Below are 25,558 nucleotides of genomic sequence, written 5' to 3'. Positions count from 1 at the left end.
TTTGAAATGCTAGTTTAAGGGGTTTCAGACTCGGTTGCCAGTACTTCAGAAGGCGTAAAGTTTGCTACGTTTAATGAAGACGATGAGCAGAGAGACCCTCATGAAAAAATACCGACTCAGCGACGAGACCCGCCTTTATCACTTTCAGAACATAGAGGGAAAAGCCAGCGTCACCCTGCGCCAGATCATCGCCGAACGTGATTTCAGCGATGTCACCGCCGGGACCAAAGGCGGCTGGCTGGAGGATGAAAGCGCCCTGTCGCATGACGGAAATTGCTGGGTATACGATGAGAACAGCGTCGTCTTCGGCCAGGCACAAATTTGCGATAATGCGCGCATTACCCAGCCCTGCGTGATCAGCCATGCGGCAAACATCCGCGACAACAGCTGGGTGGACGGTTCTCAGGTGAGCCACGGCGCACAGTTAAGTGACAACGTCACCGTTCAGTCCTCCGTCGTGCGCGGCATCTGCCACCTTTACGGCAACGCGCGCATTCTGCATGAGAGTACGGTGATAGCAGCCACTGGCATGACGCCCGATCGCGAACAGGTGCTCAAAATCTACGATAACGCCACCGTCAGCCAGTCCCGCATTGTCCATCAGGCGCAATTATACGGCGATGCGATGGTCAATTTCGCCTTCATCGAGCACCGCGCTGAGGTATTTGAGAACGCTCTTATCGAAGGCAATGAGGTGAACAACGTCTGGATCTGCGACTGCGCCAAAGTCTACGGTAACGCCCGACTGGTCGCAGGCCTAGAGGACGATGCGATTCCCACCCTGCGCTACAGTTCGCAGGTGGCCGAAAACGCCGTCGTTGAGGGGAATGTGATTATCAAACATCACGTGCTGATTGGCGGCCAGGCGTGGCTGCGCGGCGGCCCGATCATGATTGACGACAAAGTGGTGATTCAGGGGCGCGCCAGAATCAGCGGCGATGTGCTGATCGAGCATCGAATTGAAATCACCGACGATGCGGTGATTGAAGCCTTTGGCGGGGACAATATTCATCTGCGCGGGGAGAAAGTGATAAACGGACAGCAGCGCATCACCCGCACGCCGCTGCTCGGGGCGCTATAGGCGGATGATTTTCGCGTAAGTGTTCACATCCTGAAATTCGCCGTTCAAAAACTCGGCCTCTTTCAGGCACCCTTCCAGCGTAAAACCGTTGCGCACGGCCACGCGGTTACTCTGCATATTCGCCACGCGGCACTTAATGACGAAGCGACGAATTTCCCCGCGCTCTGCGTAGTAGCCCATAAACGCCTGCAACGAGAGCGACAGAATACCCTGCCGCTGACTGCCTTTATCCAGCCAGTAGCCGATATAGCCCGTCTTATTTGTCGGCTCGATGGAATTGAATGACAGCACGCCTTTCAGCGTCTCATCCTGAAAAATCAGGAACATTTTCGCGTATCCGCGCTGGTGCAGCATCTGATTGCTGAGCACGTTTTTGCGCGTATCGTCTTCCGTGCCCACATACTGCGCCCAGTCAAAGGCGGTCTGCAGCCAGGTTTTGTTTTTTATCACCAGGGCGTGAAGTTCGCTGGTGTAGCGCTCGTCGACGGACCGGAGTTCGATGCGGTCGGTAACGGGAATGATTTCAACGGAGGTCGCGGTCATGAGTCCTCATATTTTCCCCCTCCCGCGAAGGGAGAGGGATTTGAGCGTTAGCGCATCACGCGGTCGTCAACGTAGTTGCGTTTATCCGGCGCAGGCGGGAAATACTGATACAGCCAGGTTTCACTGATCGCATCCCCCTGGCAGCGCAGGAACATGCGCATTTCCACCGGATCGGTGGAGTCGTCCGTTGGATACCAGTCAAACAGAATGCGGTAGCCGTCGAAGGGTTCGACGTAGAGGATCTCAACCTGCTTCGCTTCGCCGTTCGAGAGCGTAATGACCGGCTCGATGCCCTTCGGCGCAGCGGCTTTCAGATCGCCTCCCACGAAGTCGATGGCAAAACGGCGCGCCCACACTTTCGGGTAGTTTTCGCCCGGTGCCCAGCCTTCCGGGAAACCGCCCATGCCGGTGCGGGTCGCAAAGACGTTCGCCAGCGGCGAGCGAACCGGCGGCTGCGCGCTCCAGTAAAGACGATATTTGAAGTCCAGCTCGTCGCCCGCTTTGACCGGTTTTTCCGGCTGCCAGAAGCAGACCACGTTATCCAGGGTTTCGCCGGTGGTCGGGATCTCCATCAGGCCGACGCTACCCTTGCCCCACTGATTGCGCGGCTCGACCCACAGGCTTGGACGCTTGTTGTACCAGCCCATGATGTCCTGATAGTGGGAGAAGTCGCGGTCCAGCTGCAGCAGGCCAAAGCCTTTCGGGTTTTTATCCTGGAAAGCGTTGAACTGCAGTTTTTGCGGGTTATTCAGCGGACGGCAGATCCACTCCCCGTTACCGCGCCACATCGCCAGGCGATCGGAGTCGTGGATTTGTGGATGAATGGTGTCGCACATGCGGCGTTCGTTATTACCGCAGCTGAACATACTGGTCATCGGCGAAATGCCGAGCTGCTTGATGTCTTTGCGCGCATACAGGTGGTTATCCACCTCCATGATCACCTGGCTCTTCTCGCAGTGGATCACGAACTTATAGGCACCGGTGATGCTTGGGCTGTCGAGCAGCGCATAGACGGTAAAGGTGGTGTCGTTCGGCTTGACGGTTTCGAACCAGAACGAGGTGAAATCCGGGAACTCTTCCGGCGTATCGGTAAAGGTATCAATCGCCAGGCCGCGCGCGGACAGGCCGTACTGATAAGTATCATCCACGGCACGGAAATAACTGGCCCCGAGGAAGGAGACGATGTCGCGACGCGCCAGCTCTGGCGCTTTAAAAGCGCGGAAACCGGCAAAGCCTAAGTCGCTCTGCCCCTGCAGCTGTTTGGTGTCGACATCCGTATCGTTGTAGCTAAATAGCTCCGGGCGGAAGTGGATCTCACGCGCCTGGGACGTCGCAGAATCGAGGGAGAACATACGCACACGGCGGCGGAAACCCATCCCCATATGGAAGAACTGCACGTCTAACTGACGGTCTTCGATATTGTTCCACAGGGACTGTTTTTCGTCGTATTTGATGGCGTTGTAGGCCTGCGGCGTCATGGTCGCCAGCGTATTGGGCAACGGACGCGGCGCGCCGCCCCACGGCGTTTGCGCCAGATCGTGCGCCATGGATTGCAGGACAGAGAAGTCAAAACGACGGCTCTGACCGTCGGCAATGTCCGACTCGGCAGCAAAGGCTGCACGGGAAAAGAGCGATGAGAGTCCAGCGGTACCGCTCAGGGCAGCCATGGCCAGCGAGCCTTTTAAAAAACGTCTGCGATTCATGCCTGAGAAAACGTCCTTATGGTCGTGTGAATGAGTTTCGCACGCAGCGAAACGACGGCAAGAAAGAACGCACAGCCTAAACAAAAACGGTTAAGAATCCAATTGTTGAGCGGCGATAATCTGAGCAAAGCGAGAAATATTTTCTGTCGAGGGGAATGGGCTGAATTGACGGTAAAGTTATGTATGCATCAAAAATAAAAAGCCCCTGAAGGACATCTGCATCAGGGGCAAATCAGGCGCAATATTATTATTTTACGCTGACATCGATACCCGGGAAGTATTTCTTCGCAAGCTGGTCGATCGTTCCGTCAGCGCGGACTTTCTCAATGGCCGTATCGAGCTGTTTTTTGGTGGCCTCATCACCTTTACGCAGCCCGAAGCCGATCCCGCTACCGAGGATAGTGTCGTCCGACACTGGTTTGCCAATAAAGCCAAATCCTTTCCCCTGCGGCTTACTGAGGAAACCTGCCTGCCCGGCCGCTGACATCACCAGCGAGGCGTCGATACGACCATTTAGCAAGTCACCCCAGGCCATATTCTGATCTTTATAAGACACCACGGTGACACCGTGCTTCTCCCAGTGCTCTTTGGCATAGGTTTCCTGGATGGAACCCTGCAGAACACCGATGGTTTTGCCTTTTAACCCTTCCGGCGTCGCTTCAACGCCGCTCCCTTCTTTGCCCACCAGTTGGGAAGGAATACGGTAGATCGGCTGGGTGAAGTCAATGCTCTGACGGCGCTGATCGGTGATGTTCATCGCCGAGTTAATGGCGTCAAATTTCTTCGCCATTAAGCCCGGGATCAACGCGTCAAAGGAGGTCTCAACCCAGCTGCATTTCAGTTCGGCAGCTTTACAGATCGCCTTACCCAGATCGATATCAAAACCTTCCAGTTCTCCCGACGCATTGCGGCTTTCAAACGGCGGATACTCCGCTTCCAGGCCATAGCGCAGCTCGGTCGCAGCAAAGGAAGAAAATGAACACAGCAATCCCATGCCGACAACTAATGCGTTAAATTTCATCTCAACACTCCTTAGCGTGGTTTAACCCGACACAGGGCCTGCGCACCTGCCCGTAATGTTGCCTCGTCTTTGGCAAAAGAGAGGCGGATCAATTTGTTATCTGTTCCGTCCGTATAAAACGCCGACAGCGGAATGGTTGCCACACCGGAATCGACGATCAGACGTTTAACCATCTCGCTGTCGCTTTCGTCGCTGAAATGACTGTAATCAGCCAGCAGGAAGAACGACCCGGCGCTCGGCAGCAGACGGAAGGGCGATTCCGCCAGTAAATTTTGCAGAAGATCGCGCTTGCGCTGGTAAAACGCCGACAGCGACAGCCAGGTTTGCGGATCGGCCATGTGCTCCGCAAAGGCGTACTGCATTGGAGTATCGGCAGAAAACATCAGAAATTGATGCACTTTGCAGATTTCGTCCATCAGCTCAGCGGGAGCCACACAATACCCTACGCGCCAGCCGGTGACATGATAGGTTTTTCCAAATGATGAGATGATCACGCTACGCTCCGCCAGCTGCGGATGCGTGGCCATGCCGTGATGCGGCTGTCCGTCAAACACCACGTGTTCGTACACTTCATCAGACAAAATAATGATGTCAGTCTGGCGGGTGATCGCCGCCAGCTGTTCCAGGTCTTGTGCAGAAAAGACCTGCCCGCTCGGGTTGTGCGGCGTGTTAATGATGATCATGCGGGTGCGGGGTGTGACCGCAGCGCGGACTTCGTCCCAGTCGACGGCAAAATCTGGCACCGTGAGTTTAATCGCCACAGGCGTCGCGCCCTGCAAGCGGACAATCGGCGCGTAGCTGTCGAAAGAGGGTTCAAAATAGATAACTTCATCACCGGGATGCACCAGCCCACTGATGGCTGAATAGAGCCCTTCGCTGGCGCTGGCGGTGATCAGGACTTCGCTGCTGGCGTCGTAGCGGGTGCCATACAGCGTGGCAATTTTATCGACGATGCGCTCTTTGAGCGGCTGCAGGCCTGTCATCGCGGCATACTGGTTATGCCCCGCTTCCATCGCCCGCGTGACGCCCGCGATAAGTTTAGGATCGCAGGAAAAGTTGGGCGCTCCCTGAGAAAGATTGATGGCGTTATGTTGAGCGGAGAGTTGGCCAATCACGGTAAAAATCGTCGTGCCAACGTCAGGCAGTTTTGAACGGGTTTGCACGGGCGTATGCAGAGTCATCATCAATCCTTTTGCGTGGATATTGCATAACTATTCAACAAGAAGGACACCGCGGGGACAACCGAATTGTTGTCATAGTAGCCATGACGAAAATGCATAACTTGTACGTTTTTGAGGGTAAAAGAGACACTTTGATTTTTTGCTTAAAAACTCAATCAGCGATCACAAATATCAAATGACGTCCCCTGAAATATAAAAACAAGAACAAATATTCACCACTGTTAATTAAAAACAAATAAACGCCATGAATAAATAAACGAAATATATCACTCAATATAATTAAGGTTTCAATGCGTAACTTTTGACGTAAATATTAACATTTTACCGATTCATATTAATTGCCGCCGCATTCGAAACAATATTACGATTCCTCCGATTCTTGTTATGGGCAAAAGTTCATCTCAAATCATAATAAAAACCTTTCTAAGGAATGAAAAAATGAATAGAAAAGTATTGGCACTGGTCATTCCTGCGCTTCTGGCAGCAGGTGCAGCTCACTCAGCTGAAGTTTATAACAAAGACGGTAACAAACTTGACCTTTACGGCAAAGTCGATGGTCTGCACTATTTCTCTGATGACGCCTCTAAAGACGGTGATCAGACTTATGCTCGTCTGGGTTTCAAAGGCGAAACTCAGATTAACGATCAGCTGGTTGGTTTCGGTCAGTGGGAATACCAGGTCATGGGTAACAGCACCGAAGACCAAAACACCGCCTTTACCCGTCTGGCATTCGCGGGCCTGAAAGTGGGTGATTACGGTTCATTCGACTACGGTCGTAACTACGGCGTTCTGTACGACGTAGAAGGCTGGACCGATATGCTGCCAGAATTCGGTGGCGATACTTGGGCACAGTCTGATGTCTATATGACCAGCCGTACCAACGGAGTAGCCACCTACCGTAACACTAACTTCTTTGGTATGGTTGATGGCCTGAATTTTGCCCTGCAGTATCAGGGTAACAACGAAAATGGCAACAACGATAACGAAGGTACCAATAACAGTGGTCGTAGTTTCCGTAAACAAAACGGTGACGGTTTCGGTATCTCTTCAACCTATGATTTCGGCATGGGCTTCAGCGCGGGTGCGGCTTACTCTTCTTCAGACCGTACGAATGACCAGGTTAATGCTGGTCGCGCACAAAATAACCAATATGCTGGTGGCGATAAAGCAGACGCATGGACCGCAGGTCTGAAATACGACGCGAACAATGTCTACCTGGCAACCATGTATTCTGAAACCCGTAACATGACCATTTACGGTAGCGATGATAATGGCGGTATCGCCAACAAAACTCAGAACTTCGAAGTGACTGCACAATACCAGTTCGACTTCGGTCTGCGTCCTGCGATTTCTTACCTGCAGTCTAAAGGTAAGGACCTGGGCTATAACGGCAATAACACAGATAAAGATCTGGTTAAATATGCTGACATTGGCGCAACCTATTACTTCAACAAAAACATGTCCACCTACGTTGATTATAAAATCAACCTGCTGGACAACGACGATCAGTTCTATAAAGATGCTGGCATCTCTACAGACGATATCGTAGCCTTGGGTCTGGTTTACCAGTTCTAATTCTACGCATCATGAAAAACCCGCCACCCGGCGGGTTTTTTTTCGCCGATTGACAGACTCCGCCAGCTCATGTGTGATGGACGACATGATAAAAACGCATGCCTGGAGAGTTTATGTCGCGCCGTACCTTCCCACACAATGCTGTAGACGCCTTTCTGGTCACCGCCCGTCATCTGAATCTCACCCATGCGGCAAAAGAGCTGTGCCTGACTCAGGGAGCCGTGAGCCGGAAAATTGCCACTCTGGAAAGCTGGTTCGGCTTCCCGCTTTTTGAGCGCCACGCACGTGGTTTGAGACTTTCCTCACAGGGAAGCGCCCTGCTGCCTGACCTGCAGGCCGCGTTCGAACATCTGTTAACGGTGGCCGAGCAGGCGCGCGCGCAGCAAACGGTCGTGCGCCTGAAAGTCCCGACCTGTGCCATGCGCTGGCTGGTCCCGCGGCTGCTACAGGTCGAGCGCGAACAGCCCGAGCTGCAAATTGCGCTCACTACCTCTACCGATCACACGGTGAACTTCAAAACCGAATCCTACGACGCGGCGATCGTGTTCGGCACCCATTTAAATGCGGGCGATCTGCTGTTTGAGGAGGCGCTAACGCCGGTGATGAGCCCACTACGATTGAATGCCCCGCTGGAAACCCTGACCTTTCTTCACCCTACTCGGGACAAAACGGACTGGTCGCTTTGGCTCTCCAGACAGGCTGAACTCGCCCTGACGATGCAGAGAAATCAGCATTTCGACACTATGGATTTGGCGATCACCGCCGCGATGCAGGGGCTGGGCGTGGCGATTGCAGATGAAACGCTGGTCGAAGAGGATATTCGTGCCGGACGTCTCGCGCGTCCTTTTGATACCAGCGTCAAAACCGGGGCCAGCTACCGTCTGGTTTTACGGGAATCGCGCGCGAAAGCCGCCGGGCTGGCCGCGTTTCGCGCATGTTTGCTCAATCAAGACTCACATGGTGCTTCATCACCCGTTTAAACAGGCTCATTCGGGCGCGCATAAAGCGGTTTTCCAGCCGAAAACCTGCATGTTTATTCAAACCGATACGCAGCAACACGTCCCGCCCTTTACGACAGGCAGGCCAGCGCGTCGGGCCCTGTAGCGCATCGCAGGTTCGGCTCGCATGACGGGCAAAGTTGACCCAGTAATCCGCCACCTGCGCGGCAAACGCCAGATCGCGCTCGTTCACATACTGGCGTGAAGGCTCAATGTTCCCCAGCGTATCAAAAACATACGGCACTTCATTCCCGTGCCACGCGCCGTTGAGATAGGTATCGTGTTCCGCTTCCGCGACATAATCAAACCAGTAGCGCCAGCAGGGCTCGCCGACGCGCTGCTGGGCCTGCATCACCACAAATCCCATGGTGGTGAACGCCATATCGCGGCACACCTGCCGCCCCAGCTCTTCGTCGCCCTTCACACCAGGATAAAGCAGCTTGATCAGTCCCAGACCCAATCGCCGTTCGCGGCGCAGCTTCTGAATTTGCCCGGCGAGATCGATGCCAAACACCGCCATCACGCTGGCTTCGTCGCTGTTAGAGCCAATCATCAGCGGCACAGGGTGCTGGCGGGCGGCAAAGAACACATCCAGCATCGGCTCCGGCAACACGCTGTCGCCAACAATCGGCGTCGGCGCGATGTTCAGGGGTGCAGCCATGCACCAGAAGGCGTCCGCCGGGATCGCCCGCAGCTGTTCTGCCGTGGCATTCTCAATACCAAAATGCGCCGCCAGCGCCTCACCTTTTTGCAACGCCTGCTCGCGTGGAGTATCGGGCAGCGTGTAGCCGCTCTGGACAATCGCCTTATGAAACAGCCCTTTTGCCAGCGGAGACGCGAGCAATGACAGCACGCTGCGCGCCCCGGCAGACTCACCGAACAAGGTCACGTTATCCGGATCGCCGCCAAACGCGGCAATGTTGTCGCGCACCCAGTTGAGGGCCGAGATTTGATCGTAGAGCGCAAAATTATGCACAACCGACGCTTCTTCACCGGCGAGCGCTGGATGGGCGAAGAAACCGAGATGGCCCAGACGATAGTTGATGGTCACGACAACCACGTCCCGTTGCGCCAGCGCCTTACCATTGTACGGTGGCAATCCGCCCGCGCCGATCGTAAACCCGCCGCCGTGTAGCCAGACCATCACCGGCAGCTGCGCATTGCGTTTTGCGGGAGACCAGACGTTGAGATAGAGACAATCCTCCGAGAACCCCCCAGGGTCGCCCCCGCCCAGTTCCCGGCAGTAGTCGCTGTTTTGCCAGCTGGATGCCGATATCGTATCGGCCAGACGAATACCGTCCCAGGGTTCAGGAGGTTGCGGCGATCGCCAGCGCAGTGCGCCGACGGGCGGTGCGGCATAGGGAATACCGCACCAGACATGAATATCTTCATCCGTAAAACCGCAGAGCGCACCCTGGCGCGTCGTCACCACCGGGGGAGTGGAATGTTCCATAATCACCTTCTTTTTCCATCACACCCCAGCAGAGTAGCGATTTCAGAGCAAACCGCAACGCCGTTTACTGCGGTCTTCCGCCTGCTGATAGAGCTCAAACTCGTCGTACACCGGGCAGCCGAGCGCGGTTTCAAATGCTTCCCGACTGGAATTCCCGTGGCTCCGCGTCTGGGTTTCATTCCCCAGATTCGACTGGAAAATCCCCGCCGCACTCACCGGCAGAAAATCTTCATAGGTGATCGGCTGCGCCACGACCCAGCCGCGCTCAATCAGCGGCTGCGGATCGTCGCCCGGACGAAATGCCTGCCGATGCGCCTCGCCCGCAGGCGTCAGACGGTAGCGGAAATAGGCCAGCTCCTGACGGCGGAGGAACATTTCGCTGTCCGGGAAGGTCTGGAACACTTCACGCAGATGCAGCTGATGGGTCAGATTGTCCCTGCCGGTGCCTGCTTCGGTAAGCAGCCGATCATAAAGTTCTCGGCCTTTCGGTGTGAGTGCCACCCCACGCTGCTCGATCTCGCCAAAGCGCGCCGTGTGCGTGCCTTTATGTTCTCCGGCAAACAGCACCGGCTCTTCCAGCGCTTTAAAACTGGTCTGACGCAGTAAAATCGGCACCTCACGACGCGGCGGGCCTTCGATCAAAATCTTCGGTTCAATGCCGTACTTCGGCATCAGCTCCTGCACCCGGTCGATATCTAAGGTGCGCGGCGTAAGATGATTGATATGGCAGCCGCGGAAGCAGACCACGTCGGCGATCAGACGATGTTCATTGTGCAGCGCCAAATAGGTTTCCTGATCGACGGTGGCGTGGCGATGCCAGCGGAAGGTTTCCAGCGCTTCACGAACAAACTCGCGCGCCTGCGTTTCAGTAAAGTGCCCTTCCGACTCATGCAGCGCGATCAGCTCCAGGCAACGCGGCGTGAAGATATTGCGCTGGGCGAGGATTTCCGTCGCGCGTTTGCGCATATCCACGTTCTCGATAAGCTCCATGCGCAGCAGCGAGGTGAAAACGCGGAACGGATTGCGGGACAGCGCGGCGTCATCGATAGGGCGAAACGCCGTGGAGTGCACCGGGACGCCTGCCTGGGAGAGATCGTAATAGCTGACGGGATACATGCCCATAATGGCAAACATCCGCCGCAGCGTAGAGAGTTCCTGCGCACTGCCCACGCGGATCGCCCCGTGGCGCTCGACATTCAAACGCGCCAGCTCATCGGCGTTGGCGAGTTGTTCATGTAAGTGCGGGTTGTTTTCCAGTACCGCCAGATTCACATCCGCAACCAGCTCCAGCAATGTGCCGTACTGCGGAACTTCCTGCTGGTACATCCCTGACATAGCCTGCGAAAAGTGTTCCCGAATGTCATCAGCCGTGATGGTGTTCGCCATGATGTCATGCCTCCAGTGAATATTACCTGGAGTGTAGAGAAGGCCGTCCTCGTTGGGGGGAAGAATTTGCGATTTGTGATCCTGACAGGCAAGTGGTTATTCCCTGCGCTTTTTGTCACTGATTATCACGAAACGTCATAAGAGGAATGCATCGTCCGCCTGTGAAAATTTTCTTGTAACTCAAATAGATCAAATGTTAAAAATATTTTGCTATCAGGTTATCAAAATTAAACATCTTTCCTTGTCACTCCCATGGCTATCTTCATAACATCGCATCATGGAAAAAAATGGTTTGTTTAGTCAGCGCATACGCTTGCGCCATCTGCACACTTTTGTGGCCGTCGCTCAACAGGGAACGCTGGGGCGTGCGGCTGAAACTCTTAATCTTAGCCAGCCGGCCCTTTCAAAAACGCTGAACGAACTGGAACAACTGACCGGAACTCGTCTTTTCGATCGCGGGCGTCTTGGCGCGCAGCTGACCTTAGTCGGCGAGCAGTTTCTGACCCATGCCGTCAAAGTACTGGATGCCCTGAATACCGCCGGTCAGGCGCTGAATCGTAAAGACGATCATCCCGGCGACGTGGTGCGCGTGGGTGCCCTGCCCACGGCAGCGCTCGGCATTTTGCCTGCGGCTATTGGGCAGTTTCATAAGCAGCAAAAAAACACCACCCTGCAGGTGGCGACCATGAGCAACACCATGCTGCTGGCGGGATTAAAGTCGGGCGAGCTGGATCTGGGGATCGGGCGCATGTCCGATCCTGAGCTGATGGGCGGCCTGAATTATGAACTCTTGTTCCTGGAATCGCTGAAACTGGTGGTTCGCCCGAATCATCCGCTGCTTCACGATACGGTGACACTGAGCCGGGTGATGGAGTGGCCGGTGGTGGTATCGCCGAAAGGCACCGCCCCGCGCCATAACGCTGAAGTGATGCTGCAAATGCAGGGCTGCAAGCTGCCGTCCGGGTGCATCGAAACCCTTTCGGCGTCGCTATCGCGTCAGCTGACGGTGGACTATGACTACGTCTGGTTTGTGCCGTCCGGTGCGGTAAAAGAAGATCTGCGCCAGGGCTCGCTCACCTCTCTGCCGATTGCCTCTCCTGGGGCCGGTGAGCCTATCGGCATTTTGACTCGCGTCGACACGCAGCTCTCTTCCGGCGCGCAGTCGCTCCTGAGCGCGATCCGCAAGTCGATGCCAGGCTAAGATCTTTTCTTCGTCTTCCTTCAAACCCGTCAACCTGACGGGTTTTTCGTCTGTTTAATCAAATAATGCGAAATTATTTATTAACAATTGCGCAAAACAATTTAACAGATTTATCATAGCCGCGAATTCACCAAATGGTTCACACCCTCTTTCACTCAGTGGGTTTAAAAGCCGTACAAACGGTATTCATCGTATAAATCATCATTAAATCCGTATTCAATTACCCATTTGGTACAGGCAAAACATCCTTGCTGTGGAGTGAATACGAGGTCTTTAAGGAGATAGACATGGCATTTGGCAGCGCGCCACGCGGGGTCCCAAGACTTCTGCAGTGGCTCCTGGTCGTCCTGATGGCACTCATCGGACTGGCGATCGGCGGACTGGGCCTGAAGCTCGCCACCGTAGGCGGCACCTGGTACTTCCTGATCATGGGCGTGGTGATGTTGGTCTCCGCCTTTTTAATCCTGACGAATCGCACCAGCGGTATCGTCCTTTATGCTATCGCGTTTGTCGCTTCCCTGTTCTGGGCGGTTAGCGATGCTGGCTGGGATTTCTGGCCGCTCTTCTCGCGCCTGTTTACCCTCGCCGTGCTGGCCTTCCTGTGTGCCATCGTCTGGCCGTTCCTGCGCGCGGCAAACAGCCGTCAACCGGCTAACACCAAACCGGCATTTGCCCTGGCCGCGCTGCTGGCCGTCGCCATGCTGGTAAGCTTCGGCTGGATGTTTAAGCCGCAAACCCTGGTGGCCGCTAATGAAGCGGTGCCGGTGAAACCCGTCGCGCCAGGCGAAGAGCAGAAAAACTGGGAGCACTGGGGCAACACGACCCACGGCGACCGTTTTGCTGCGCTTGACCAGATCAACAAGCAGAATATCGGTGAGCTGAAAGTGGCATGGACCGCACACACGGGTGATATCCCGGTGAGCAACGGCTCCGGTGCAGAAGACCAGAACACCCCGCTGCAGATCGGCGACACCCTGTTTGTCTGCACGCCGTACAGTAAAGTGCTGGCCCTGGACGTCGATTCCGGCAAAGAGAAATGGCGCTACGATTCCAAAGCCACCGCACCCAACTGGCAGCGCTGCCGTGGGCTGGGCTTCTTTGAAGATCACAGTGTCGTGACAACGTCACAAACCGAATCTCAACCTGCCGCCTGCTCCCGTCGTCTGTTCCTGCCGACCACCGATGCGCGTCTGATCGCCATCAACGCCGATACCGGTAAAGTCTGCGAAGATTTCGGCGATCGCGGTATTGTCGATCTCAGCGTTGGTATGGGTGAAATCAAGCCAGGCTACTACCAGCAAACCTCGACGCCGCTGGTGGCGGGGAATGTGGTGGTCGTTGGTGGCCGTGTGGCGGATAACTTCTCCACCGGTGAACCGCCGGGCGTGGTGCGTGCCTATGACGTTCACACCGGTAAACTGGCGTGGGCCTGGGATCCAGGCAACCCTGAACTGACCGGCCTGCCGCCGGAAGGTCAGACCTATACGCGCGGTACGCCGAACGTCTGGTCTGCGATGTCTTACGACGCCAAACTGAACCTGATCTATCTTCCGACCGGCAACGCGACGCCAGATTTCTACGCAGGCGAACGTACCGCGCTGGACGATAAGTACAGCTCCTCAATTGTGGCCGTCGACGCCACCACCGGTCAGGTGCGCTGGCATTTCCAGACCACCCACCACGATCTGTGGGACTTTGACCTGCCTTCCCAGCCGCTGCTGTACGATCTGCCAGACGGCAAAGGCGGCACCACGCCGGTGCTGGTGCAAACCAGCAAACAGGGCATGATCTTTATGCTCAACCGTGAAACCGGTAAACCGGTGGCGAAAGTGGAAGAGCGCCCTGTCCCGGCGGGCAACATTGAAGGTGAACGTTACTCCCCGACGCAGCCGTATTCCGTTGGCATGCCGATGATTGGCAACCAGACGCTGACCGAATCCGATATGTGGGGCGCGACACCGGTCGATCTGCTGCTGTGCCGTATCCAGTTTAAAGAGATGCGTCATCAGGGTGTCTTCACCCCACCGGGTCTGGACCGTTCTCTGCAGTTCCCTGGCTCTCTGGGCGGGATGAACTGGGGCAGCGTGTCGGTTGATCCGAACAACGGTCTGATGTTCGTCAACGATATGCGTCTGGGCCTGGCGAACTACATGGTGCCGCGCGCTAACGTGGCTAAAAACGCGAGCGGGATCGAGATGGGTATCGTACCGATGGACGGGACACCGTTCGGCGCCATGCGCGAGCGCTTCCTCTCTCCGCTGGGCATTCCATGCCAGAAACCACCGTTCGGCACCATGTCCGCCGTGGATCTGAAAAGTGGCAAACTGGTGTGGCAGGTTCCGGTCGGTACCGTTGAAGACACGGGTCCGCTGGGCATTCGTATGCACATGCCAATCCCAATCGGCATGCCAACCCTGGGCGCGTCGCTTTCAACTCAGTCTGGTCTGCTGTTCTTCGCGGGCACTCAGGATTTCTACCTGCGCGCGTTTGATACTGCGACAGGGAAAGAGATCTGGAAAGACCGTCTGCCGGTGGGCAGCCAGTCCGGTCCGATGACTTACGTCTCCCCGAAAACCGGGAAACAGTACATCATTATCAACGCGGGTGGCGCGCGCCAGTCGCCGGATCGCGGCGATTACATTATCGCCTACGCCCTGCCAGATAAGGCGTAACGATCTAATGCAAAAGGGGCCGATTGGCCCCTTTTTTGCCCGGCGGCGCTACGCTTGCACGGGCCTACGGTCTCGTATTTTGTAGGTCGGGTAAGGCGCAGCCGCCACCCGACTTTCACCCACTCAGAACGTTTCCCAGTTATCCCCACCGGTCACCACTGCCTGGCGCAATGGCGCTGGCTGAGCCACTGGCGCACTCTTACTCCCGCGCCCTGCCGCTACCCCATTCAGACGAAACGCACCCACAGCTTCTGTCAGACGCGCGCCCTGTTCTTCCAATGATGCCGCCGCCGCAGAGGCTTCCTCCACCAGCGAGGCGTTCTGCTGGGTCACTTTATCCATCTCAGAAATCGCCTGGCTCACCTGGACGATACCCCGGCTCTGCTCGTCAGACGCCGCCGCGATCTCCAGCATGATGTCCGTCACGCGCTTAACCGCTTCGACGATTTCATTCATGGTGTTACCGGCGGCAACCACTTCGCCTGAACCCTGGTCGATAAGGCTGACGGATTCATGAATCAGCCCTTCGATCTCTTTCGCCGCGTTGGCACTGCGGCTTGCCAGGGTGCGCACTTCGCTGGCAACCACCGCAAATCCGCGCCCCTGTTCGCCCGCGCGCGCCGCTTCCACGGCGGCGTTCAGCGCCAGGATGTTGGTCTGGAAAGCGATGCTGTTAATCACCGCGGTGATTTCAGAGATTTTCTTCGAGCTGGTCGAAATATTGCTCATGGTTTTCACCACGCCGGAGACCATCTGGCCGCCGCGGCTGGCTTTGCCGGAGGCGTCTTCCGCCAGTTTGCTCGCGTGATGGGCGTTATCGGCGTTTTGCTTCACGGTGGCGGTCAGCTCTTCCATGCTGGCGGCGGTCTGCTCGATGGCGGCCGCCTGCTGCTCGGTGCGTGAAGAGAGATCGGTGTTACCGGCGGAAATCTCGCTGGTACCACGATAAATCTGTTCCGCGCCCTCACGAACGGTGCCGACGGTGTTCACCAGCGAGTGCTGCATGGTTTGCAGATCGCGGGTCAAACGCCCGATTTCGCTGCGCCCGGTCAGGTCGTCAGCCATGGTCAAATCCCCCTTCGCAATCTGCTCGATGCGACGGGCAGCGCGTTGCAGCGGATGAATCACCGTGCGGCGCAAGACGACAAAGGTCATGGCAGTCAACAGCAACGCCAGCGCAAAAGCCCCGACCATAAACATCAGGCCGAGCTGGGTACGCTTGTGCGCCTGAGTCGTCAGGGCATTGGCGCGATCGGTACGGATCTTAATCGCCTTCAGCAGCACTTCATTGTACGCATCATCCAGCGGACGCGCGGACTCGTTCTCATGGTTGATGATGGCTTCGAACATGCCGTTTTTGGCATATTTGAGCATCGGCTGCAGGCCGGTGATATAGGCGTCAAAGCGGGTTTTGAGTTCACCGTCCAGCGCTTCGTCGGCAGGGGTACGCACCGGACGTTTCATGTAGGCGGCAAAACCCTCCTGCGACTGCTTAATGCGGGTTTCGGCTTCGGCGATGTTTTGCTTCATCGCGTCCATCTCGGCGATACGGCTGGCCGCACCGGCATGGATCATATTAATTCGGGCGGTACGCAAATGGTTCGAGCTATTCGATAACCCCGTGCGCACCTGAATTTCTGACGTGACATCCTGCAGGTCCGTATCAGCCTGCAGCAGGAAATACCCCGCCAGGCCCGAACTCATCGCGAATAACAAAATGATGCCACCGAGAATTGAGGAAAACAGCGGAACCAGCCGGATATGATGCAGGAAGCTCAGCGTTTGCGGGCTGCGCATCGTTTTGTTGTTGTCCATGACCGTCGACTCTCTTTATAGGTAAATGCGTGAAACACACGCCTGTAAAAGAGTCATCGGCACGCGACGAAATTTGATTACGGCTAAAATCGCCAGACAGGTCACACTTTAGAGAAGAATATGCAGGAAGTGCCAGCGGCAAAAACCGCTGGCAGAATAATTAGTTGCTGCCGAAATGTATGACGGTGCGAATCGACTTCCCTTCGTGCATCAGATCGAAGGCTTCGTTGATCTGCTCCAGCGGCAGACGGTGGGTAATGAACGGGTCGAGATTGATTTTCCCAACCATCGCATCTTCTACCATGCCCGGCAGCTGAGTGCGCCCTTTTACGCCACCAAATGCAGACCCGCGCCAGACGCGTCCGGTCACCAGCTGGAACGGACGGGTTTTGATCTCCTGGCCCGCACCGGCCACACCGATGATGATGCTCTCACCCCAGCCTTTATGGCAGCATTCCAGCGCGGAACGCATAACATTCACGTTGCCGATACATTCAAAGCTGAAGTCCACGCCGCCGTCGGTCAGTTCAACAATCACGTCCTGCACCGGTTTGTCGTAGTCTTTCGGGTTGATGAAGTCGGTCGCGCCCATTTCACCGGCCAGTTTGAATTTCTCCGGGTTAGTGTCGACGGCCAGAATACGCCCGGCTTTTGCCTGCACCGCGCCCTGGATCACCGCCAGACCGATCCCGCCAAGACCAAACACCGCCACGGTGTCGCCCTCTTTCACTTTCGCCGTGTTGTGCACCGCACCGATACCGGTGGTCACGCCGCAACCCAGCAGACAGACTTTATCCAGCGGTGCCTGTGGGTTCACTTTCGCCAGCGAGATTTCCGCACAGACGGTATATTCGCTGAAGGTGCTGGTGCCCATGTAGTGGTAAATCGGCTCGCCGTTGTAAGAGAAACGGGTGGTGCCGTCCGGCATCAGGCCTTTACCCTGCGTGGCGCGAACCGCCTGGCAGAGGTTGGTTTTGCCGGATTTACAGAACTTACACTCGCCACATTCTGCCGTATACAGCGGGATAACATGGTCGCCCGGCTTAAGGCTGGTGACGCCTTCGCCCACTTCCACCACGACGCCACCGCCTTCATGGCCCAGCACCGCCGGGAAGACGCCCTCAGGATCATCACCGGAGAGGGTAAATGCATCAGTGTGGCACACGCCGGTATGGGTAATTTTGATCAGCACTTCGCCTTTCTTCGGCGGCGCGACGTCGATTTCGACGATTTTCAACGGCTGGCCGGGGCCAAATGCGACAGCTGCACGTGATTTCATATTGCTTTCCTTTATGTGATGCCAGTGTTTTATTTTAGATAAGAGCGTAGCAAATGACCGACTTCCGCCATGCGAACCGCGCGCTGGTCGGCGGTGGTTTCGCCCGTCACCAGCTCATCTTTGAGGTGAATTTCAACCATCTCGCCCATCAAACCGTTCGCCGCACCGCGAACCGCCGCGATTTGCTGCAGGATGGCAAGACAGGGTTCGCCGGACTCCAGCGCACGTTCCAGGGCATCGACCTGCCCCCGGATGCGGCGCACGCGAGTCAAAACACGTTTTTTGTCTTCGGGTGAATGTGGCATGCGCCCTCCTTAAATATACTGTAGGGGGGTATAGTAGCCGATTTATCTTCGAGATGAAAATCTGAATGATGGGTCCGATATATAAACGGTAAAAACCTGGCCGTCAGCAGCCAGGTTTTTGTCGACAATCATACTACCGGTTACAGTCTACTTCCCGGCATTCCTCGGTACCATAATGAGGACCGCGATAAACGACAGCAGGCAAAACAACACGTTGACCAGCAGGCCGATTGTCGCTGCCGTCGCGCCACCAGAGGAGAGCAGCGCCGTATAGACAGAAGCAGAAATAGCCACTCCGAATGCGCCGCCCAGAGAGCTGGCCATTTTGTATATCCCGGAGGCAATGCCGACTTTATCCGCTGGCGCATTAGAAATAGCAGTGTCCGTGGAGGGCGTGGCATAAAATCCGAGGCCCAGACCAAACAGGATGTAGCCCAGCAGCACAGCTACGACGTACGCTGTGTTTGATAAATAGGTGAGCGCCATTAAAGCAATGCCAATTCCCGTCATAAAACTCCCTAACAGCATAGGTTTTTTGGCACCGATTTTTTGCAGCAATTTTTCTCCCACTCTGATCATCGCCAGTACCGCAATCAAATAACCAATGGTCAGCATACCGGACTGAAAAGCCGTAAATCCCCGAATTTGCTGAACGTACAAACTCGCCACCAATAGCGTTCCCGCCGCTGCGTTAAGCATAAAGTTAGAAAACGTTGCCGCCGCATAAGGTTTATTTTTAAACAAAGACAAATCGATAAACCCGTTCTGCCTTTTAAAATAACTCTCTTTGCCAAATACAATCGCTGACACCACAAATACGGCAAACAAGATCAGCATCGGCTGACTTTTCCAGCCCAGAGTACTGCCTTTAGTAATGATCAGGTTAAGAGAGATGAGCATTACCACAAATGCGCACAGGCCTAAATAGTCGAAGCGATGTCTCCCCTTCTCGACAACTTTACTTTCTGGCGTACCGTGAATTAACAACATCCCCACTAAGGCGCAAATAATCGAAAAAATAAATATCCATTTCCAGCCCATCGATGTCGCAACCGCCCCGCCAAACAGTGAGCAGATGCCCGAACCGCCCCACGAACCAATAGACCAGAAGCTCAATGCTCGCTGACGCGCCTTTCCCTCATAATAGGTCTTCATCAACGCCAGCGTGGCGGGCATAATACAGGCTCCGGAAAGCCCCTGAACCACTCTTCCAGCGGCAAAAATCACCGTGTTGCTGGCGAAAATAATAAGCAAACAGCCCACAATACTTAAAACAAACCCAATATAAGTCATTTTGACCCGGCCAATTTTATCTGCGACAGCACCGGCCACCACAATAAAACAGCCCGATAAGAGTGAAGTCAGACTGATGGCCAGATTTAATGAGGCTGACGGAATATTAATGTCCTGTTGAATAGCAGGGGCAATATTCATCATAGATTGAGCAAATAGCCAGAACGTTAATACACCTAACACAATACCCAGTGTCAGGCGATCATTCCCTTTAAATTGTACCTGAGTGACGTTGTATCCTATTGAAGACATAATCATATCTCGCCATAGATGGATGGGGGTTACTTGAGGAACTTCTCGGCTAACGTGCACCAATAGCGAGCGCCAGGAATGATGAGTTCGTCATTAAAATCAAACCCAGGGTGGTGTACCGGGCAGAGATCCGGTTCATCGCCAGCACCGATCATCAAATAGCTGCCGTTGGGGTTTCGTTCGAGCATAAAGGCGAAGTCTTCGCTTCCCATCATCGCGTGGGTATCCTCGCAGATCATCGACGGGTCCATTAATTCTTTCGCCACGCTAATGGCAAAATCGGTCGCCTCGCGGCCATTGACCAACTCCGGGCAGCCATTGACATGGTCGACTTTGACCGTCGCACCAAAGCTCTTCGCCTGTCCTTGTGCAATTTCGGTGATCCTTTCCACCATCAAGCGGCGAACATCCGCATTTAGCGCGCGCACGCTCAGCTGAAGCCGGGCATGTTCATTGATAATATTCGGCGCAAGCCCTGACTGGATACTGCCAACAGTGACCACTGCGGGCTGGAAAGGCACCACATTACGCGAGACGATCGTCTGCAAAGCCACGGCGATGTAACACGCAATCATCCCTGCATCAATGGTCTTTTCAGGATACGCACCGTGGCCGCCCACGCCGTTGACGTCAATGACGATGGTGTCTGAAGAGGCCATCATCGGCCCTTTTTTGAAATGGAAAGTGCCTTTCTTCAGGCCAGGCATATTATGCAGCGCGAAAATGGCATCACAGGGAAATGTTGCAAACAGACCGTCGTCCAGCATGACTCGTCCGCCATAAAGCAACTCTTCACCTGGCTGGAAAATCAGATTAAGGGTGCCGTTAAAATTGCGGGTTTTGGCCAGATATTCTGCGGCACAAAGCAGGATCGTGGTGTGTCCGTCGTGCCCGCAGCCATGAAATTTCCCTGCCTCACTGCTGGCCCAGGCTTTACCGCTCTGCTCCTGCATCGGCAACGCGTCCATATCAGCCCGCAATCCCAGCACTTTTTTTCCGTCTCCGACCGTCAGACTCCCTACCACGCCGGTCTGGGCAAGTCCTCGATTCACCTTATAGCCCCAGGAGCTCAATTTCTCTGCAACCAGATCGCTGGTGTGATACTCCTCCAGACCGATTTCGGGATGGCTATGTAATTGATGTCTTAACGCGATATATCTTGCCTGGCTTTCTACGAGGGTTTTCATCATGTCAGTCATCGCATTTTTCCTTCATGTCTGTGTGGTTAATATCCGTATTATAAAGCGAGCCAAAAACCGAAACAGGAGATTACTTTCCCAATAGATAGCAAAATTTGCGCACTTTCGGGCTCACCAGTCGGCCACGTTAAAAAATGATGCACTCATTTTTGACGTCTGTTTTCGGCGTTCAGAAAAATACACATCGGAAGGTTCAGCATGCAGAAAATGACATTTCAAAACTACTCTGTGGATATTGTAAATATTCTCGACGAAGAGAGTCGGGGCTATGACGGCGTGACTCTGTTTTATTTGCTGAAAGGCGTCGTGGCGGTGCAAACTTCGCGCGAAAAGGTTACGTTAAATCCGCAGGATTTGTTGCTCATTAATCAATATGAGAATTACCATCTCACCAGCCTTGGGGACAATATTATTGTCAGAGTCGCGATATCTCATCGCTATTTCTCTCGCTACTACACCCACTATGCCGCTGCCAGATTTAGCATCGAATTTGATGATAACCATCAGCACCTGAAAATGTTACGCGAAATTATCACGCAACTGGCCATCAGCAAATTACAAAGTCACAAAGAGACCGGACTGCTGGAGATAAACGCCCTGCTTTCCAGTTTATTAAGTTTGCTCATCATGTATTTTAAGCGGAAAAAACCTCACGCCGAGAAAGAGTCACAAACGGGCTACTCATCCCGAATTGAAAATACGTTGATTTACCTGCAGGAGAATTACAACAAACCCTTATCCCTTTCCTTACTGGCTAAAATAAACCACACGTCCGAAGCTTACTTTTCTCGGCTGTTCTCACGTGAGGTCGGCATCAGCTTTAAAACGTATCTGACGCAGTTGCGTTTTATGTTCTGTATTGAGGCACTGTCCAGAAGCCAAAAGCCGCTCTATCAAATTGTGGAAGAGAATGGCTTTAGCGATACGCGCCATTTTACCGCCCTGTTTAAATCCAAATATGCCATGACCCCCCATCAGTACCGCGCGTTGTCTCGCGCGGGCAAATCACCGGCTCACGTGATTTATGACCTGCCCAAACAAGCGCCAGCGACACGCCCGCCACGCTTTGGCGAGGTACATCCAGCAGAACTCCTGTCTCTACTGGCGAGCAGTATGAGCACACACGAGCAGATGGTCGATATTGAACAGATGACCACGGAAAAGGTTACCATCACCCTGGGCGAAAAAAGAGATACCACCGCCCCTCTGCCACATCCGGTCTATATGGCAAAAGTGGGCCATCTTGAAGAGCTGCTCAAAAGCACGGTACAACAGCAGATCATCAGCGCCCGCCAGCAAATGCCGCTGAAATACATCCAGGTTGATCAGATCTTTGCTGAGAAAACCCTGCCGACACACTTACTGACGGATGAACCCTGGCCCTCTTTTTCACACTACGCTTGCGCCGATACCGCCGTAGCGTTTCTCAGACAGCAGGGTGTTGCACTGCTGATCAGCCTCCACTTTCAGGCGACGGAAGAGGAAATGCGCACGATATCCATTCGATTCCTCGATTTTATCGCGCACAACATGACCCTGTTTGGTGAGGATTATGTCAGCAGTTGGGCGCTGAGCTACCACCCGAACGTGGATTATCCTGAGGAGTCCGAAACCCGGTTCCTGCGGCTACGTAACGCGCTAAAAGCGATTTTGCCCCGGATGCAAACCGGCATTTATTACCCTTTTCCCCATGAGAAAAAAGCGATGGCTGAAATCCCTTTCTTTGCGAGCAACCTTGCAAAGCAGATCGATTTCCTGGGGTTTTCGGCCAACGCCAACGACAAGATCCGTCGTAAAGGATTCGGGAAAGAGGATATGGCGGACACCGAATTTTTCGTTCAGCGCCAGGCATTAACAATCGTCGAACAGCTCAACAAGAATGGCCTGACAACGCCATTGTTCCTGGAAACCTGGAACACACTGACAGGCGATACGCGTCAGACCAATGGTGCATTTTTTCGCGGAGCCTTGCTAATGAACACTCTGCTTTCGCTAACGGAACACGTGACTTGTGTCGGCTTCTGGATTAATTCAGAGGTGCAGCATGAAATGCGGGAAGAGAAGCACATCGACACCAGCAGCCTTTCGCTCTTTTTTGTCGGTCCCACCCGTCGCCCGATGTTTCACGTACTGCGACTGCGCGAGCGGCTTACGGGTGCGGTCGCGGCAAAGGGGGAAAACTATCTGGTGACCCGCGAGGGTCAGGGGTATCGGGTGCTGCTGACAAATAGCGTGACGTTTAATCCCTGTCTGTCGCTACAGGAGCATCTTATGAAGGGCTTTCGCAAACAGCTCAGCGTGACGATATCTGGGATGGAGCCTGGCACGTACCAGATTAAACGGCATCTCTTTGACCAACAGCACGGCGCGCTCTTTCATCAATTCGAATGCCAGCCAACCCGTTATGGCCGCGACAGTGAAGTCATGCAGTTTATTGACCTTCATTCTTCACCCGATCTGCATCTCTATGATGAAAATATCAATACCTGCTGGAAGATCTGTGTCGAAATGGATGTCAACGCGCTCTGTCTATTTGAGATCAATAGAATTACTACGCCATAGGTCGCCAGGAAAATCCAGGACCTGCCGACATCGGTCAGGTCCCGTAAACACACAGCACTGCAGATTTGAATACACCCTGTCCGTTGGATAGTGCATTTATAATCTGTCACCCTGTGTTTGTCATGGATATATTCATCATTGAAATTAAACAGACTTAAAGCAAATCATCAGGTTAAAGCCCACCTTAAGAGCGAATGTTTATTCACTTAATCTGTTTCTGGATGTTTGACGGCAACGCAGACAAAAAACCCGCTCTCGGAAGCGGGTTTGGCAGACTATCAGGAACGCTTTTTCGGCATCATGCGCAGCAGCGTATTGTCCTTCCAGTAATAGTGGTGCAGCAGCGCCGCAAAGGCGTGGATCCCAATAACGAAATAGCCGATGTTTGCCAGCGTCACGTGCCAGGATTTCAGGGTGTCGACTAAGTCGAAATTCGCTTCTGCGGCGTGCGGCATCACCAGACCGAAGGCCAGCCACGGGTTGCCGCGGTTATACATCATCACCAGGCCAATGAGCGGCAGCGCAATAAACAGCAGATAAACCACCAGGTGCCCCAGATGCGACATCCCGGTGATCATCGGTTTTGGCTTAGGCTGAATCGGCGGTGCCGGAAATTTGAGGCGCACCAGCAGACGCGCGACCATCAGCACCAGGATCGAAATCCCGCAGGAAACATGAATCATATTGATCACCGGACGCGCGGTGCGCGGGAAAAATCCGCGTAACTCCATCGCCGCGTAGGCCACGATAACCAGCAGAAACACCAGCCAGTGAATGCCAATTTGCAGGCCAGTATATTTATTACGCATATGATTTCCTGGATAAAGTCGAACAAAGGGTCAACATAACGGGCTTTACTTAAAAATTCATTAACTTTTCTTTATGGTTTTTCAAAAACTTCGCCCGCGCATGAATCATCTTCAATTGCCTCACCCGCCGTCATGGTCTAAGCCTGGAGGAGTTTTCAAACTGTCGCATCGTTCAGTTCATACAGGAGTCAACCATGAGTAAAATTGGCATTAATGGTTTTGGCCGCATCGGGCGTCTCGTCCTGCGCCGTCTGCTTGAAACTCAGGACAGCAACACCGTCGTGGCGATTAACGATCTCACCTCCCCCAAAGTGCTGGCCTATCTGCTGAAACACGACTCGAACTACGGTCCTTTCCCGTGGAGCGTCGATTTCACCGAAGACTCGCTGATTGTCGATGGCAAATCGATCTCCGTGTACGCCGAAAAAGAGGCCAAACACATTCCATGGACCTCGGCGGGCGTGGATCTGGTGGTGGAATGCACCGGTTTCTATACCTCGGAGGAGAAATCGAAAGCCCACCTCGACGCCGGGGCGAAAAAAGTGCTGATCTCCGCGCCCGCTGGCGAGATGAAAACCATCGTCTTTAACGTCAACGACGACACCATTGACGCCAGCGACACCATTATTTCGGTGGCATCCTGCACCACTAACTGCCTGGCTCCGCTGGCGAAAGTGCTGCACGACGCCTTCGGCATTAAGGTCGGCACCATGACCACCATCCATGCCTACACTGGCACCCAGGCGCTGGTCGATGGCCCGCGCGGGAAAGACCTGCGCGCCTCGCGTGCGGCGGCGGAGAATATCATTCCGCATACCACCGGGGCGGCGAAAGCGATTGGGCTGGTCATCCCGGCGCTCAGTGGCAAGCTGAAAGGTCACGCCCAGCGCGTGCCGGTGAAAACCGGATCGGTGACCGAGCTGGTGTCGATTCTGGAGAAAAAGGTGACCGTCGATGAGATCCACGCCGCGCTGAAAAAAGCGACCGAGGGCAATGAATCCTTTGGCTATACGGACGAGGAGATCGTCTCCTCAGATGTGATCGGCTCGCACTTTGGATCAATCTTTGACGCCACGCAGACGGAAGTGTCCGAGGCGGGAGACGTACAGCTGGTGAAAACCGTGGCCTGGTATGACAACGAGTACGGCTTTGTCACCCAACTGGTGCGCACGCTGGATAAGTTCGCCGCGCTTTAATTGGTTGCGGGCAGCCTCGCTGCCCGCTAATCAC

19 protein-coding genes are annotated in these 25,558 nt (G+C 54.4%); 7 read left to right on the top strand and 12 right to left on the bottom strand.

The window, feature by feature from the left end:
* Nucleotides 1-100: 100 nt before the first annotated feature.
* Nucleotides 101-1,081, top strand: a complete 981-nt coding sequence (gene ydcK, locus U9O48_RS11195) for a YdcK family protein (protein WP_285144505.1) — start codon at nt 101-103, stop codon at nt 1,079-1,081.
* Here the strand turns inward: ydcK and rimL are convergent.
* The 4 genes from rimL to U9O48_RS11175 form a co-directional block, all read right to left on the bottom strand.
* Entirely contained in the window at nt 1,076-1,624 is a 549-nt protein-coding gene (rimL, locus tag U9O48_RS11190; protein ID WP_285144506.1) for a 50S ribosomal protein L7/L12-serine acetyltransferase, read from the bottom strand. The genes ydcK and rimL overlap by 6 nt on opposite strands.
* 47 nt (nt 1,625-1,671) lie before the next feature.
* Complete coding sequence (locus U9O48_RS11185; RefSeq protein WP_285144507.1) at nt 1,672-3,327, bottom strand: glucan biosynthesis protein D; 1,656 nt, start codon at nt 3,325-3,327, stop codon at nt 1,672-1,674.
* A gap of 247 nt (nt 3,328-3,574) precedes the next feature.
* Nucleotides 3,575-4,348, bottom strand: a complete 774-nt coding sequence (locus U9O48_RS11180; RefSeq protein WP_285144508.1) for an ABC transporter substrate-binding protein — start codon at nt 4,346-4,348, stop codon at nt 3,575-3,577.
* Nucleotides 4,349-4,359: 11 nt separating this feature from the next.
* A complete protein-coding gene (locus U9O48_RS11175) occupies nt 4,360-5,529 on the bottom strand; it encodes a pyridoxal phosphate-dependent aminotransferase (RefSeq protein WP_285144807.1) in 1,170 nt (389 codons plus the stop codon).
* Between the two features lie 438 nt (nt 5,530-5,967).
* Between U9O48_RS11175 and ompC the strand changes: the two genes are divergently transcribed.
* Both ompC and U9O48_RS11165 read left to right on the top strand, forming a co-directional pair.
* Nucleotides 5,968-7,104 carry a porin OmpC gene (gene ompC / locus U9O48_RS11170; RefSeq protein ID WP_285144509.1) on the top strand — a complete coding sequence of 379 codons (1,137 nt, stop codon included), beginning with the start codon at nt 5,968-5,970 and terminating at the stop codon, nt 7,102-7,104.
* A 113-nt stretch (nt 7,105-7,217) separates the two neighbouring features.
* Nucleotides 7,218-8,084: a LysR substrate-binding domain-containing protein gene (locus tag U9O48_RS11165; RefSeq protein WP_285144510.1), complete on the top strand. Its 867-nt coding sequence runs from the start codon at nt 7,218-7,220 to the stop codon at nt 8,082-8,084.
* On the opposite strand, the gene U9O48_RS11160 is transcribed toward U9O48_RS11165, so the two are convergent.
* A complete protein-coding gene (locus U9O48_RS11160; RefSeq protein WP_285144511.1) occupies nt 8,047-9,555 on the bottom strand; it encodes a carboxylesterase/lipase family protein in 1,509 nt (502 codons plus the stop codon). The genes U9O48_RS11165 and U9O48_RS11160 overlap by 38 nt on opposite strands.
* Nucleotides 9,556-9,597: 42 nt before the next feature.
* Nucleotides 9,598-10,941: a VOC family protein gene (locus U9O48_RS11155; RefSeq protein WP_324724330.1), complete on the bottom strand. Its 1,344-nt coding sequence runs from the start codon at nt 10,939-10,941 to the stop codon at nt 9,598-9,600.
* Nucleotides 10,942-11,218: 277 nt separating this feature from the next.
* On the opposite strand from U9O48_RS11155, the gene U9O48_RS11150 reads away from it, so the two are divergent.
* On the top strand, nt 11,219-12,142 hold the full coding sequence (locus U9O48_RS11150; RefSeq protein WP_324724329.1) for a LysR substrate-binding domain-containing protein: 924 nt from the start codon (nt 11,219-11,221) through the stop codon (nt 12,140-12,142).
* Nucleotides 12,143-12,429: 287 nt separating this feature from the next.
* A complete protein-coding gene (locus tag U9O48_RS11145) occupies nt 12,430-14,814 on the top strand; it encodes a membrane-bound PQQ-dependent dehydrogenase, glucose/quinate/shikimate family (RefSeq protein WP_324724328.1) in 2,385 nt (794 codons plus the stop codon).
* A gap of 123 nt (nt 14,815-14,937) precedes the next feature.
* On the opposite strand, the gene U9O48_RS11140 is transcribed toward U9O48_RS11145, so the two are convergent.
* The 5 genes from U9O48_RS11140 to U9O48_RS11120 form a co-directional block, all read right to left on the bottom strand.
* Entirely contained in the window at nt 14,938-16,629 is a 1,692-nt protein-coding gene (locus tag U9O48_RS11140) for a methyl-accepting chemotaxis protein (protein ID WP_324724327.1), read from the bottom strand.
* Between the two features lie 160 nt (nt 16,630-16,789).
* Nucleotides 16,790-17,908, bottom strand: a complete 1,119-nt coding sequence (locus U9O48_RS11135; protein WP_282493132.1) for an S-(hydroxymethyl)glutathione dehydrogenase/class III alcohol dehydrogenase — start codon at nt 17,906-17,908, stop codon at nt 16,790-16,792.
* A 29-nt stretch (nt 17,909-17,937) separates the two neighbouring features.
* Nucleotides 17,938-18,213: a metal/formaldehyde-sensitive transcriptional repressor gene (locus U9O48_RS11130; protein WP_032610935.1), complete on the bottom strand. Its 276-nt coding sequence runs from the start codon at nt 18,211-18,213 to the stop codon at nt 17,938-17,940.
* Nucleotides 18,214-18,360: 147 nt separating this feature from the next.
* Nucleotides 18,361-19,758 (bottom strand): MFS transporter, encoded by a 1,398-nt coding sequence (locus U9O48_RS11125; RefSeq protein ID WP_416382219.1) that lies wholly within the window; start codon nt 19,756-19,758, stop codon nt 18,361-18,363.
* 29 nt (nt 19,759-19,787) lie between these two features.
* Entirely contained in the window at nt 19,788-20,957 is a 1,170-nt protein-coding gene (locus tag U9O48_RS11120) for a M20 aminoacylase family protein (RefSeq protein WP_285144518.1), read from the bottom strand.
* A gap of 198 nt (nt 20,958-21,155) precedes the next feature.
* On the opposite strand from U9O48_RS11120, the gene U9O48_RS11115 reads away from it, so the two are divergent.
* Nucleotides 21,156-23,519: a helix-turn-helix domain-containing protein gene (locus U9O48_RS11115; RefSeq protein WP_285144519.1), complete on the top strand. Its 2,364-nt coding sequence runs from the start codon at nt 21,156-21,158 to the stop codon at nt 23,517-23,519.
* Between the two features lie 278 nt (nt 23,520-23,797).
* Here U9O48_RS11115 and cybB read toward each other — a convergent pair whose 3' ends face one another.
* Nucleotides 23,798-24,328 (bottom strand): cytochrome b561, encoded by a 531-nt coding sequence (gene cybB, locus U9O48_RS11110; protein ID WP_282493134.1) that lies wholly within the window; start codon nt 24,326-24,328, stop codon nt 23,798-23,800.
* A gap of 194 nt (nt 24,329-24,522) precedes the next feature.
* Here cybB and gap point away from each other — a divergent pair, with 194 nt between their 5' ends.
* Complete coding sequence (gene gap / locus U9O48_RS11105) at nt 24,523-25,524, top strand: type I glyceraldehyde-3-phosphate dehydrogenase (protein ID WP_282493135.1); 1,002 nt, start codon at nt 24,523-24,525, stop codon at nt 25,522-25,524.
* The last annotated feature ends 34 nt before the right edge of the window (nt 25,525-25,558 follow it).

This window comes from Lelliottia sp. JS-SCA-14 (assembly GCF_035593345.1).
In the GTDB taxonomy this organism is placed as follows: domain Bacteria; phylum Pseudomonadota; class Gammaproteobacteria; order Enterobacterales; family Enterobacteriaceae; genus Enterobacter; species Enterobacter wanjuensis.
The sequence above is the reverse complement of the archived record's forward strand: the minus strand, read 5'-3'. Positions and strand labels throughout refer to the sequence as shown.